The sequence below is a fragment of the Paenibacillus lacisoli genome, from assembly GCF_030580655.1.
In the GTDB taxonomy this organism is placed as follows: domain Bacteria; phylum Bacillota; class Bacilli; order Paenibacillales; family Paenibacillaceae; genus Paenibacillus; species Paenibacillus lacisoli.
In genome coordinates this window covers 100,294-113,830 of record NZ_JAUQTB010000006.1, presented here as the reverse complement: position 1 = coordinate 113,830, position 13,537 = coordinate 100,294, and the positions used below count along the sequence as shown (strand labels likewise).

Annotated in this window: 13 protein-coding genes; 2 read left to right on the top strand and 11 right to left on the bottom strand. The window is 52.4% G+C overall.

Annotated features, from left to right (window positions below; all coding sequences use genetic code 11):
• Positions 1 to 16: 16 nt before the first annotated feature.
• Together Q5741_RS12465 and Q5741_RS12460 are read left to right on the top strand one after the other, a co-directional pair.
• On the top strand, positions 17 to 1,189 hold the full coding sequence (locus Q5741_RS12465; RefSeq protein ID WP_305024420.1) for a M23 family metallopeptidase: 1,173 nt from the start codon (positions 17 to 19) through the stop codon (positions 1,187 to 1,189).
• A 70-nt stretch (positions 1,190 to 1,259) separates the two neighbouring features.
• Positions 1,260 to 1,688: a bactofilin family protein gene (locus Q5741_RS12460; RefSeq protein WP_305024419.1), complete on the top strand. Its 429-nt coding sequence runs from the start codon at positions 1,260 to 1,262 to the stop codon at positions 1,686 to 1,688.
• A 51-nt stretch (positions 1,689 to 1,739) separates the two neighbouring features.
• On the opposite strand, the gene Q5741_RS12455 is transcribed toward Q5741_RS12460, so the two are convergent.
• The 11 genes from Q5741_RS12455 to Q5741_RS12405 all read right to left on the bottom strand — a co-directional run bounded on the left by Q5741_RS12455 (position 1,740) and on the right by Q5741_RS12405 (position 13,523).
• Positions 1,740 to 2,012 (bottom strand): hypothetical protein, encoded by a 273-nt coding sequence (locus Q5741_RS12455; protein WP_305024418.1) that lies wholly within the window; start codon positions 2,010 to 2,012, stop codon positions 1,740 to 1,742.
• Between the two features lie 141 nt (positions 2,013 to 2,153).
• Positions 2,154 to 3,101 (bottom strand): LCP family glycopolymer transferase, encoded by a 948-nt coding sequence (locus Q5741_RS12450; protein ID WP_305024417.1) that lies wholly within the window; start codon positions 3,099 to 3,101, stop codon positions 2,154 to 2,156.
• A gap of 25 nt (positions 3,102 to 3,126) precedes the next feature.
• The gene (locus Q5741_RS12445) at positions 3,127 to 4,461 is read right to left on the bottom strand and encodes a UDP-glucose dehydrogenase family protein (protein WP_305024416.1); all 1,335 of its coding nucleotides are present in this window, start codon (positions 4,459 to 4,461) and stop codon (positions 3,127 to 3,129) included.
• A 30-nt stretch (positions 4,462 to 4,491) separates the two neighbouring features.
• The gene (locus Q5741_RS12440) at positions 4,492 to 5,625 is read right to left on the bottom strand and encodes a hypothetical protein (RefSeq protein ID WP_305024415.1); all 1,134 of its coding nucleotides are present in this window, start codon (positions 5,623 to 5,625) and stop codon (positions 4,492 to 4,494) included.
• A 17-nt stretch (positions 5,626 to 5,642) separates the two neighbouring features.
• A complete protein-coding gene (locus Q5741_RS12435) occupies positions 5,643 to 7,007 on the bottom strand; it encodes a sugar phosphate nucleotidyltransferase (RefSeq protein ID WP_305024414.1) in 1,365 nt (454 codons plus the stop codon).
• Positions 7,004 to 8,287 (bottom strand): glycosyltransferase family 4 protein, encoded by a 1,284-nt coding sequence (locus Q5741_RS12430; protein ID WP_305024413.1) that lies wholly within the window; start codon positions 8,285 to 8,287, stop codon positions 7,004 to 7,006. The genes Q5741_RS12435 and Q5741_RS12430 overlap by 4 nt, the downstream gene beginning before the upstream one ends.
• The gene (locus Q5741_RS12425) at positions 8,284 to 8,922 is read right to left on the bottom strand and encodes a putative colanic acid biosynthesis acetyltransferase (RefSeq protein ID WP_305024412.1); all 639 of its coding nucleotides are present in this window, start codon (positions 8,920 to 8,922) and stop codon (positions 8,284 to 8,286) included. The genes Q5741_RS12430 and Q5741_RS12425 overlap by 4 nt, the downstream gene beginning before the upstream one ends.
• Before the next feature lie 14 nt (positions 8,923 to 8,936).
• Positions 8,937 to 10,148 (bottom strand): glycosyltransferase, encoded by a 1,212-nt coding sequence (locus Q5741_RS12420; protein WP_305024411.1) that lies wholly within the window; start codon positions 10,146 to 10,148, stop codon positions 8,937 to 8,939.
• A 51-nt stretch (positions 10,149 to 10,199) separates the two neighbouring features.
• Positions 10,200 to 11,531 carry a lipopolysaccharide biosynthesis protein gene (locus Q5741_RS12415; protein ID WP_305024410.1) on the bottom strand — a complete coding sequence of 444 codons (1,332 nt, stop codon included), beginning with the start codon at positions 11,529 to 11,531 and terminating at the stop codon, positions 10,200 to 10,202.
• Positions 11,532 to 11,546: 15 nt separating this feature from the next.
• On the bottom strand, positions 11,547 to 12,536 hold the full coding sequence (gmd, locus tag Q5741_RS12410) for a GDP-mannose 4,6-dehydratase (RefSeq protein ID WP_305024409.1): 990 nt from the start codon (positions 12,534 to 12,536) through the stop codon (positions 11,547 to 11,549).
• Positions 12,537 to 12,584: 48 nt separating this feature from the next.
• Complete coding sequence (locus tag Q5741_RS12405) at positions 12,585 to 13,523, bottom strand: GDP-L-fucose synthase family protein (protein WP_305024408.1); 939 nt, start codon at positions 13,521 to 13,523, stop codon at positions 12,585 to 12,587.
• Positions 13,524 to 13,537 lie beyond the last annotated feature (14 nt).

The following is a 13,537-nucleotide window of genomic DNA, read 5'->3' as shown; positions in this document are numbered from 1 at the left end:
CGGATAAGCAATCCGGATGCACCCCACACTGGCGCTTCCCTACCGGGATGGCCGGAAAGGAGCCATGATGAAATCCGCTGTCGCCCAGGAACGTTTGACCCTCGTCATTCTTCGGGATGCCCAGCATGCCGCCAGGCAGTTCCAGATTTCAAGACCGGTCCTCCTGCTTGTCCCTGCTGCTGCCCTTCTCTCCATTTCCGCTCTGATTATATCGATGCATATCCATTCGACCCGCCAGGTCAGCCGCCTGGAACAAGCGCTTGCCGCGGCTCAGCTGCAGCTGGATGTGACTGTCACCAACCGGAATGAGGCTCTCCGCAGATTGCAGGAGCAGATGACGAATTACGGCATTCCGCCTATACCGCTGCAGGAACAAGCTTACCGGCTTCCACGCCTTGAACAGCAGCTGCAGACCTGGATCACCCGGTCCCAGCCTTCTGCTCCAGCCGCGGCGAGTCTGGTCAGGGATACAGCCAAAGCGTTGTCTCTGCCTGCTGCCCAGGCTGTCCCAGACAGCGCAGTCTCTGCTGTCATACCTGCGATCCGGCCGCAGGAATACACAGCCGTCTTCGACCGGAGGAGCGATTCGGCAGCTCCGCTGGAAGATGATATGGAAACCATGAAGCAGTGGATGCGCCGGATGCAGTCTTCTATTCCTGACCCAGCTGTCACTGCAGCTGCTCCGCGGATCACTAAGACCCAAGAACAAAAGCTCACCCCTGCATCGATTCCATCTGCTCAGCCAAAGCAAAAAAAAGCCCGTACGCAGCGGGACAAAAAAGCACCTACCCCTGCAGCACCTTCCTTATGGCCAACCTCATCTACCCGAATCACTTCAAGCTTCGGCTACCGAAGTGATCCGTTCCACAGGACGTCTGCTTTTCACGCAGGCATTGATATCGGGGGCAAAATCGGTGACCCGGTCTTCGCTGCAGGCAGAGGTGAGGTCATCGATACAGGCCGGGATGGCTCAAGGGGAAACTACATCATTATTGCCCACGGTAACGGAATGGAGTCATGTTACATGCATTTGAGCAAGATCAGGGTGAAGACAGGTATGAAAGTCGCCCAGGGAGAAGTCATTGGTGATCTCGGCAGTACCGGCCGCAGCACAGGACCGCATCTGCATTTCCAGGTTACGAAGAACAGCAGAGAGATCGACCCGCTCAGCGTCTTGGGACGCAGCTGATGCCAGGTGGTCTGGAACAAAGAGAGCGGATACCTTATTCTACTCCATATGGTTACAGGGGGAATGAACCATGTTCAAGGAAACGAAACGGACGGCCGTTTCAACGGATACACTGATCGGTCAGGGCACTGAAATACAGGGAAGCCTTCACTGCTCGGCCGATCTTAGAATCGAGGGCAGGCTCATTGGGGATATTGTCAGCACGAGGGATGTCATCATTGGGGAATCCTCCATCCTTCGCAGCTGCATCACGGCCCGAAATGTGATCATAGCTGGGAAAGTGTTCGGCGACATTACAGCCGAGGGAAAGCTGACCATTATGGCTTCAGGCAAGCTGTACGGCAATATACAGGCCAAATCTCTGATTGTGGCTGAGGGCGGTGTCTTCAACGGAACCAGCGGAGGCATGGAAGAGACGGAAGAGACAGAATGGTTGACTGATAATGATCGCATACAGGCTCTCTCCGCAGTAGAAAGCACAGAGTCACAGGCAGGATAAACAAAAATAATCCCCCGCAGATCGCCTATGCGATGAACGGGGGATTTTAAGTTACAGCTCGGATTCTTCATTACACACAAAAGATCGATGGGTCGGTGAATGGGCTTCATGACTGCCGCCGGATAACACAGACTCATGCACCGGGGAAGGATGTGATGCCCTCATACAGTGCTGACAGCAGCCCAGAGATATCTCGCTGCGATAGAATCCGGTACGGAAAATATAAGGCAGGTTCCCGTCTGTTCCATCCTGATCCTGCAGGGAATAAGGTACCGGCAATATCTTCTGACAGCTGACGCAGTAAAATCTGCCCTTATCAATCAATGAAATGTCTCCTTGATCGCGCAAATTCCGGTCTTCGACACGGTCGCTGATACACTTTGTATCTTAACCAGTAATTTACTCGACACCGTACGCGTTGTCAAGACATTCTTCGCAAGTCCTTAATATTTTCAACCTAAGCCCCTAAGGACCTGATACCGGTTCCATCTGCTTCTCCAGCAGATCATGGATGCGTGAGCGCTCTTTCTCATCTACCAGATAATAATAAATGCCGCCCATTTTTGTCCCTTTCCCCCGGATCTCCTCCGTCTTCAGCTGTTTCAGGTCTGCGCGATAATCGGTCAGCAGCTTCTTCATGTCATCGAATGAGATATCTGTCCGGACGTTAGCACCGACTTCTTTCAGTGCAGATTCAATGCGTAACAGGCTGGATGCCTGCAGGGCCTGATCCATCAGCTGCTCAAGAATCTGTTTCTGGCGGTCATTTCGCCCAAGGTCCCCCTTGGGATCTTCGTACCTCATCCGCGCATAGGCAAGCGCCTTCGCCCCATCCATCTGAATCAGTCCCTGGTCAAACTGGTAGCCGCCGGAAGCAAAGGCAAACTTGTTATGGACCTGAACACCGCCGAAAAGATCAATTAACTGCTTGAAGCCTTCCATGTTCACACGCACATAATAGTCTACCGGAGTGCCCAGAAACTGCTCTACAGTTGCCACCGCCATATCAACCCCGCCAAAAGCATAGGCATGGTTAATCTTATCTTCGGTCCCCTTCCCTGCGATCAGGGTCCGTGTATCCCGGGGAATGTTGAACAGCAGCACAGACTTATTCGCCGGATTGACGCCCGCAACAATCAGAGTATCTGATCTGCCGCGGTCCCCTGATCGTTCATCAACTCCCATGATCAGCAGTGTGAACGGCTCTTTCCCGCTCAGATTCGCAGGCTGCCGGGGATGGCCGCCTTTCCCCGTTGGATTCAGACTTGCGACAGCCTCCGGAACCGGATTCCGGGGCTGGTACATTTGGTCTGCGGTCGACTTTACGCTCTGGTACAGATAAACTCCGTACCCGAAGACACCCGCAGCGACGATTCCGGAAGTGATAAGCGATATTTTCAGCCACTTCTTCATCCGTATCCCTTCCCGCCTCTCCTGCTTATCCGTTGCGAACAGCGATGCGCTGCTCCAAATGCGTCAAGTCAGGCCGCCCAACCGAGTAATAGCGGAACGGGGACAGCAGGACCTGCTCGGGACCGAACACATTCCGGCCGTCAATAAGAACATGGTCTTTCATGACAGCCGCCAGCTCGTTCAGGTCAACCAGCCGGAATTCGCTCCATTCCGTCAGCAGGCATACAGCTTCGCTATCCTGTGCTGCTTCCCATGCATCCTCTGCCCACGTGATGGACGGGTGATCCAGCTCCCGGCGGAAGTTGGCCTGTGCAATCGGATCATAAGCCCTAACGTGCGCCCCTTGGGCGAGCAGGCTTTGAATAATATCCATCGCTGGCGCATCCCGGACATCATCCGTATCCGGCTTGAAGGCAAGACCCCAGACTGCAATATTTCTGCCTTCCAAGGGTCCCAACGCTTCCTTAAGCTTGCGGATGACGTTAAAACGCTGATCATTATTTACTTCCACTACGGATTTCAGCAGCTTGAATTCATAATCCACATGCCCGGCAATCTGGATTAGAGCCTCGGTATCCTTGGGGAAACAAGATCCGCCATAACCGATACCCGCCTTCAGAAAAGCCGACCCGATCCGCCGGTCATATCCCATTCCCTCAGCAACCCGTGTAACATCAGCTCCTACCTTCTCACAGATATTGGCGATCTCGTTGATAAATGAGATTTTGGTAGCCAGGAAAGCATTCGACGCATATTTGATCATCTCCGCCGAGCGGATATCGGTTGTGATAATATGATGAGTCAGGCGCTTATGCAGCTCCACCAGGGTCCGCAGGGTCTCTCCGTCCTCTGTTCCAATAACGACACGGTCAGGGGCCAGCGTATCCTGAACTGCTGTGCCCTCCCGCAAAAATTCCGGAACGGAGGCTACTGCAAAAGAGTGGGAAGTATTCCTAGATATCAAATCCCGGATCATTTCATTCGTGCCTACCGGCACGGTGCTTTTCGTCACAATGATCTTGTGTCCGTTCATCGCTCTGGCTATATCAGCTGCAGCCTGTTCAATGTAGCTCAAGTTAGCCTCTCCATTAGGCAGTGAAGGTGTTCCTACCGCGATAAAGATAATATCAGCATAACCAACGGCCTCATTCAGGTCGGTGGTGAAGGACAGCTGCTCTTTCGCCCGGTTAGACGCGATCAGCTCCTTGAGTCCCGGTTCGTAGATCGGCACTTCCCCTGCGTTCAGCATATCAATTTTATGGGCAGCAGCATCGACGCAGATCACTTCATTCCCAAGCTCTGCAAAACATACCCCTGATACCAGCCCTACATAACCCGTACCAATCATCGTTAATTTCAAGTCCGTCTCCTCCTTGAGTTACAATCCTTATTATTCAGCTCCCGGAACAGAGAGAAGGTTCAAAACACAATCTGTCAGAGCTTTGACTCCTTCTTCCCCGCTGTTCCCTTTCATTCCAGCTCCAGGACGGACAGATAACCCCTGCTCCTCCAGCCATGCAGGCAGGTCATTCAGGTCCGCCAGTTCCTCCCAACGGAGCAGCCGGACAGGCAAAAGCTTACGCAGAACATCAATGGTGTTCCGGTCCTCTGGCATAGCCCCCCTCTCGATCAGAAGCATGGGCTTGCCGTATTGAACCGCTTCACTGGCTGTGCCCCAGCCTGGCTTGGAGATAACGAGGTCAGAGGCAGCCAGATACAGCTGGGACTCTGTCATTTCCCGGGGAATGCGGATGATCCGTTTCCCTTCGACAGGCATATTACTGGATACAATGAAGAGACAGCGGTTGTCCTCCATCCATCTCAATGTTTCAAGCCCCTGCACGTCCATTCCCATTCCGATCGCAAAATAGACAATCAAGCTGCCGCCGTACGGATCCAGCTGCTGCCTTAACTCCAGGACCGTCCGGTGATCTGCAGGCCTTGAATAAAACCCCGCTTCCAATCTTGCCTGCCGGCCCCAATCAGGCTCATCGGCCGCACCAGGCAGTGAAATAAAATAATCCATGTTCCGGTAGGCCTCATACAGCGGTTGAAGCTCCTTTTCATTCAGGACATCACGACAGGCTGTATACCAGGTAAAATTAGAGATGCCTATAGACGGAATTCGGGCTGCAGAAGCCGCCGCAAAAGGAATGGCTGAAATATCTGAAATGACCCAATCAAACTTCCCCTGAAGTAAAAAATCCCTCTCCTGCTGAACCAGCACAGAGAAGGATTCTATATATTTTCCGTACGCGGCCTTCATGGCAGAGGGGTCGATCTCCACAGTGCCCGGCTTCAGCACATATCCAACATCCAGCTTCACGCGGCGGTAATGGATATTGCCGCTGCCTCGCTGGCCTGCCCCGGCGAGAGATGCCACCAGAAAAGGCAGCACTCGCTCCGAACAGATGGTCAGCTGCAGCTCCGCGGCACTGAGCCTCATGAGCAGCTCACGAATGAGCGCAACACTGCGGGCGGCATGACCATAGCCGTAGTCGGTGATATAGTAACAAATGTTCATCAACGAATCGCCATCCGCTACTTGGCACAGTGCCTTTCAATTTCGGACCAGTCTTTATACAGTTCAATGGCATCCCCTTCTGAAATATCCGGTCCAGTCTGTACAGCAATGAACTCCACATCATCAAAGGCACGGATGCCGTGCATCGTTTTGGCCGGAATATGCAGCACGTTGCCGGACTGTACCCGCATCAGATTCCCATTGTGAATAAACTCAGCCTCTCCCTTTACAATCGTCCATACCTCCTGGCAGGTACGATTCAGGCGGTAGCCGAGATTTTTGCCGGCCTGAAGGCTGATCCGCCGGGTTACCACACGGCTGCCGTCGCCATAGGCCTGGGTGTCCAGAATTTTGCTCCAGCCCCATTCGCGCTCTTCATACATCGGCCCCTGATTGAAATTAATCAGGTCCTTAATTCGCGGGCTTGAGCTTTTGTCCGTAACCAGAATACCGTCCGGACTGGCAGCCACAACAATGTTGGAGACACCGAGAACGGTGACCGGGATGTCGGTCTCGTTAATCAGGTGGGTGTTCTCGCAGTCGCTGCTCAGAATCCCCTTGCCCATCTGACAGCTCCCCATCTCTTCCGTGAGCGTATTCCAGGTCCCGAGGTCCTTCCAGTATCCCTCGTAAGGAACAGCAACCACTTTCTCTGCTTGTTCCACGACCTCATAGTCAAAGCTGATCTTCGGCAGCGTATCATAATGCTTGAGCATCGCTTCGTAATGGATGGGAAGCCCCTTCTGCTCCAGCAGTGTAATCAGATAGTCCAGCTTGAAGGCGAATACACCGCAGTTCCATAGGGCACCTGCTGTAATCAGCAGCTCCGCTTCCTCTTCGCTCGGTTTCTCCTGAAAACGGGCCACCCGGCGGTACGAGGCGCTGTCTACCTCCTTCTCCGGGATCATGTAACCATACTTGGAAGAGTTATAGGTCGGCTGAACGCCAATCAGTGCCAGGTCAGCCCCGCTGGCTTGCAGGATTCCGTCAAGACTTTTGACAACTTCAAAGAAGTGATCCTCCACGTAAGGATCCACCGGCAGGATGGCCACCGTCTCATTCAGCGCAATCCCTTCTACCGAATACAGATAAGCTGCCGCCAGTGCGATCGCCGGAAAGGTATCCCTCCGCTCCGGTTCAATCAGCAGCGGCACATCATAACCTACCTGGGCCTGCATGATCTCGACTTGAGCTTTGCCGGTAGCAATCATGCTTGAGCGGCTGAGCCCCGTAGCCTTAAGCTGATGCCATACCCGTTGAACCATGGAGACATGCTCACGGTTCTCATTCTCCAGCACTTTCAGGAATTGCTTGGAGCGGGCGTCATTGGACAGCGGCCATAAGCGCTTGCCCGAGCCGCCGGATAATAACACTAATCTCATCGAGGCACCTCCATCTCGGAATACGTATGAGGCTTCGGACTGTCCGCCAGCTGCCGGAGCAGCACACGGTACTTCTCCATCGACGTTTCGCGCCGAAGATGCTTCTCCAGGTAGGTGCGCCCGCGCCCTCCCATCCTGCGCAGCTGTTCACGGTCAAGCAGATACATGTTTTTCATACTTTTGACAAATTGATCATACTGCTGGGGCTCCACCAGCATCCCGTTTCCGCTCAGCTCAATCAGCCGGTAGGCTTCGCTGCCTTCCTCCAGGACACCGAGGACAGGCTTACCTGCGGCCATGACACCGTAAATTTTGCTCGGCACAGACACGCCCTTGATTCCCTTCTGATTCACAACAAGATGGACATCCGCCGCATTCAGGGAATATACCAGGTCTTCCTTCGGCTGATAAGGCAGGAAGCGGACCTGATCGACACCAAGCTTCTCGACCACCTGCTGCATCTTCTTCTTCACAGCACCGTCGCCGATAAATACAAAGACCATATCCTTAAAGTCTCTAAATTGATCCGTATATCTCACCAGATTCTCAAGGTCATAATACAAGCCCAGATTGCCGGAATACATGACAATGAACTTGCCTTCCAGTCCATGGGCAGCAATAAAATCCGCTACACGCGGATGCGTCTTGGGCAGCGGCACGATCTCCTCTTCATTCGTCCAGTTATGGATTACTGTGTTATCAGGCACCTTGTGGTAGTTAAACCGTTTCTCCAGGGTCTCCTTCATGTCATAACCAACGGTAATAATGTGGGTTGCCATACGGCAGTTGAAGATGTCTACCGCACGTGCAAGCTTGATCATCAGCGGGCTGCTGAAGCCTACCGCTTCGGCCTGCTCAGGGTTAAAATCCTGAATATTATAGATGTGCTTGGCGCGTTTTAGCCACTTACCGATTGTGCCAATCGTCCCTCCCAGAATCGGCGGCTGTGAAATGGTATAGACAAAATCCACCTTGCGCTGCCGAAGCAGCAGCAGGACAGCCTGAAAAAAATAGGCTGCGATGTATCGCAGCCTGCTCGACATGGAATTTTTATTCACGTTGGGAAGGGCAATATGAAGAATACGGATATTCTCAAGCCGGCTTTCCTCGACCCTTTTGCCCGTCCGCACTCCTTGTTCGTTATATCCGCCGGGACGGGCCGCAATCACCGTAATATTGAAGTCATGCTGAAGATGAAGGCACAGCTCGGTCAGAATCTGGCCTGTAGACGCGTAATCCGGATAAAAATAATTAATGACAAATACGATATTCGGTTTCATCCCATAACCTCTTTCATTACAGCCCGGCTGGTCTGCTGCGTTTCCCGGGCAGGATCATGCATTTCTTCGGAATCTTCAAGAAAGCGATGTTTCACAAAAGAAGCCGGCGTCCCGGCATGAATCTCGTTACTAGGCACATTACGGGTCACCGTACTTCGGGCCGCAACGGCGCCCATTACCCCAATGTCCACGCCAGGGTAGACAAAGACATCACTCGCTATCCACGCGCCATCACCAATCGTAATCGGCTTCGTAACCAGCCCGAAATGCGGGTCACGGATATTATGGGAACCGGTGCATAAGTAGCTGTTCTGCGAAATGACACAGTGACTGCCGACCTGAATTTCGTCCAGGCTGTAGAATTCTACATGATCTCCGATCCAGCTGTACTCGCCAATCCTGACCTTCCAGGGATAGGTAAACTTTGCTGTGGAGCGGACCTGCACGCCCCTGCCAACGTCGGCCCCGAAGAGACGCAGCAGGAAAGCTCTCCATCGGTACATCGGATGCAGAGAAAAACGGAACAGGGTGCCCTGGATGAACCACCAGAGCAGCACGATCATGCCGCCGCGGCCGCGGGAATACCAGCTCTGATCGTAGCGGTCCAGCCGGACCTTATTCGGAAGAGTGTTCATGCGGATCCCCTTCCCTACACATCGGTTACACCCATCCACGGCGTGCCCGCCGCAGATACGTTGTCTTTGAGGATATGTCTGTACTGCTGATCCAGCAGACGGCTGATGCTGTCCCATTCGTAGTAGTCCTTGACCATCTGTTCCGCTTTCTCTCCTGTCCGTGTCAGCCGTTCAGGGTCAGACAGCAGGGCACTCATCTGGCCGGCGAAGGCCTCAGGGTCGCAAGGAGCAGCAAGCCCCGCTTCATTCGCTACAATCTCTCTCCAAATATTGACCTTGTCAGAGATTACTACCGGAATACCGCAGGCCATCGCCTCAATGACCGAAATGCCGAAATTCTCGGAATACGAAGGCAGCACGAACATATCCGCATCCCGCAGAACCGCATGCTTGGCTTCACCGGTGACCATACCGATAAATTTCACATGCTCCGTCAGACCGGCCTCGTCAATCCAGCCCTGAACTTTCTTCGCATAATTATCATCGTCAGGTCCGGCAATGATCAGCATCGAATCCGGATGCTGGCGGTGCACGATCCGGAAGGACTGCACCAGAATGTCCAGCCCCTTTTTGAAGTTCACCCGTCCCAGGAACAAAATCATTTTCTTGGTGCCCAGCCCTTTTATTGTGCTGCGAAAAGTTCCTTCCGCCGGAAGCTGGCTGTAATCCGCGCTGTTCAGCCCGTTAGGCACAACAAAACCCGGACTATCGAAGACATAAGGCCGGGCCAGAATCATTTCTTCTTCAGTTGTATAATGCAGAGCGTCCGCTTTTCGGATGTTGCGGTTCTCGAACAGCAGCTCCATCACCTTCTTACGGTAACGATGACGTGCATACATAACAGGATCCAGCGTACCGTGAGGACGGATAATATATGGGATTTTATATTTGCGGGCGTAGTGTCCGGCCACCATTCCGTGAAACAGATAGATGGAATGAATGTGGACGATATCATACTGCCTCATTTCTTCTCTCAGCGCCTTGGCCATAGAAGATGAGGTGCGCCAGAACTTCGGAAATTGAACCGGAAAATAACGAATGGTTACACCATCCTGTACCACCGGCTTATTCACCGGTACATCCAGCACACCGGCCCCATCCTGGTTAGTGGTGAAGATCGTTACGTCATGCCCAAGTCTGGCCAAGGCGCTCGACATCTCCAGTCCCGCCTTGGCCGGCCCTCCGTACCTTGGTGCCAGGTTGGCGATTACGTGCAATATTTTCATGATTGGCCTCCTACACAATGAATCTCCAGTGAATCTCCAGCACCCTGTCAGTCAATTGCTGCTCTGCTGGTTAAGAACGGCTTCACCCGGCTTGGCTATAGGCTGAGCAGCCATCTTTCTTCGAATGACAATGAACAGACTTACAGCGATGCTGACCCCTCTTACCAGCATTCCTATGACGATGCTCCAGGCTGCGCCAGACATACCATAGCCGGGAATCAGGAAAAAAGCAGACACAAACACGGATGCACAGGACACAACATAGATCGGTACTTGTACATTCATATTTCGCGATATTGTTAACCCTGCCCCCAGACAGCTGGATATGAACCAGATGGTACTGGCAAGCATAATAATCGTGAGAATCTCGCTGTGCTGTCCGTATTCCTTGCTGTACAGCAGATTGAGTATAGGCCTGCCGGCAGCCAAAGAGATTAGAATACCTGTGATTCCTATACATCCTGCGAGAAAGGACAGCTTCAGCAGATCTTTTCGGAATCGATCCAGATGCTGATGATACAGAACAGACAACTTAGGACTGAACGCTTGTATTAATGCAGTAATGAAGGTACCGCCCGCTACCATGATATATGCAATAGCAGCATAATAACCGAGCATTTCCTCCCCGCCAAAAGCCTGCAGCCGATAGCGCGGGATATTATTCATCAGCGAGTCCAGGGTTGCAACAATTCCAAGCGGAATCGTGAGTAAGCCCAGTTTCCAGATCCGCCGCAGATTGACTTGTTCCCAAAAATATTTTTTCTGCTGACCTGTTCTGCTGTACAACTGTTTCAGTACACGGATAGCGTTTCTGATATCATACAAGACCAGAATCAGCAGCCAGGCACACGACATCCCCACCACAGACCAGACAATGCTGTCTGTCAGCAGTAATACTACTGACAGTACAGCAACGGAGGACAAACCTTTCATAATCATGGATCTGGCGATCCAGTGCATTTGTTCATGCTTTTGAAACAAGCCAAAAATGATATCAGAGACAGACTCAATAACCTTGGATATTCCCACGAAGAGAATGACAAGCCGCAATACAGACGAGTAGTCCCCCGAGACCGCAATCACAGCAACGCACAGCAGCGACAGAATACTCATGAGCATTCGCAGCCGGAAATATTCTGTAAATGCGTACTCGTCTTTGGCATCGGTAGCCTGAAAATTACGAAGCTGAAAATTACTGAACAGAATCAGGGGAGCGATGAGAGCAAGAGCCAGGGAAAATTGCCCCACCATCGCGGGATTGCCCAATTTGGCAATCGACATGATCATGCCCCACTGGGATGCAGCATAGATCAGGTTGCCTGCGAGAAGGGCTGAGAAATTGCCTTTAAATATTTTACCGAGAAGTTCCACGGATTTGTTCATTTCCTCGGAACCCGATTAGTAGATGGCGGTAATGGTGTGGTCGGCAAGCTTCCTTGCACGGTCCAGATCGGCATCCACCATCATGTGGATCAGCTGCTCAAATCCGACCTCAAGCTCCCAGCCCAGCTTCTCCTTCGCCTTGGTGCAGTCGCCCAGGAGCAGATCCACTTCTGCCGGACGGACAAACTCCGGATCAATGACGATGTAATCCTGGTAGTTCAGACCCACATAAGAGAAAGCTACATCCAAAAGATCCCGTACCGTATGCATTTCACCTGTGGAGATGACATAATCGTCCGGCTCTTCCTGCTGCAGCATCAGCCACATCGCCTTGATATAATCGCCGGCGAACCCCCAGTCGCGGAGTGAATCCAGGTTGCCGATCCGCAGCTCGTCCTGCAGGCCGAGCTTAATGCGGGCCACAGCGTCTGTTACCTTGCGGGTAACAAATTCGAGACCGCGGCGCGGGGACTCGTGATTAAACAGGATTCCCGAGCAGGCGAACATATTGAAGCTTTCACGATAATTCACCGTGATCCAGTGGCCGTAAACCTTGGCCACCCCATAAGGGCTGCGCGGATAGAACGGCGTTGTCTCGGACTGCGGTGTCTCTACAACTTTACCGAACATCTCACTGCTGGAGGCCTGATAGAACTTGGCATCCGGCTTCATGATCCGAACGGCTTCAAGCATATTGGTAACGGACAATGCCGTAATTTGCCCTGTAAGCAGCGGCTGCGGCCAGGATGCCGCAACGAAAGACTGTGCAGCCAGGTTATATACTTCATCCGGCTGTGCCAAACGAACCGCTTCAATCAGCGACGCCAGATCGGTCAGGTCTCCGGAAATCCAGTGAATCTGATCCTTGATATGTTCCACATTCTCGAAATTTGGAGTGCTTGTTCTTCTGCGCAAACCGTAAACTCTGTAGCCTTTTTCCAGCAAAAACTCTGCAAGATATGAACCGTCCTGTCCGGTTACTCCGGTAATTAATGCTCTTTTCATATGGGGTTCCTCCACTCAGATTCTATTTTTAAGTCCAGCTTGCTGCTGCTAATTTTGAACCAGTGCCTCTTTTTGATAAGCATCATATACCGACGTAATCCCCTCTTCGAGAGAGATCCGCGCCGCCCAGCCCAGTGCATGAATCCGGGAGACATCCACGAGCTTCCGCGGCGTACCGTCCGGATAAGAAGTATTGAACTCGATTTGGCCTTGATAACCGACAATTCGGCTGACCAGTTCGGCCAATTCGCGGATCGAGATGTCTTCCCCCACTCCAATGTTCACAATCTCATCGCCTTCATAATGGTTCATCAGGAACAGGCAGGCATCAGCCAAATCATCGGAGTGCAGGAACTCTCTCCGCGGGCTTCCCGTACCCCAGACCTCCACGGAGGGCAGCCCCTGTTCCTTCGCTTCATGAAATTTACGCAGCAGTGCCGGAAGCACATGAGACGTATGGAGATCAAAGTTATCATTGGGACCGTACATGTTCGTAGGCATCGCTGAGATAAACCGTGTGCCATATTGGCGGTTATAGGATTGACACATGGTGATCCCCGCAATTTTGGCAATGGCATAAGGCTCGTTGGTTTTCTCCAGTTCACCGGTCAGAAGATATTCTTCCTTGATGGGCTGGGGTGACAGCTTCGGATAGATGCACGTCGAGCCCAGGAAAAGCAGCTTTCTGGCACCATAACGGTATGCTGCATCAATCACATTCGTCTGGATCTGCAGATTGTCGCGGATAAAGTCAGCCGGATATTCATGGTTGGCTACGATGCCCCCGACCTTGGCGGCTGCCAGGAAGACATAATCAATCTCCTCTTGGGCAAAAAATTCGTCCACTGCCGCCTTATCCCGCAGATCCAGCTCGGAGCTGGTACGATAGACAAGCTGGGAGTAGCCCTGCTCCTGCAATGCCCGCAGAATGGCAGAACCGACCAGTCCCTTATGACCGGCTACATAAATTTTTGAATTCAGCTCCATCTTCACACCTCTAT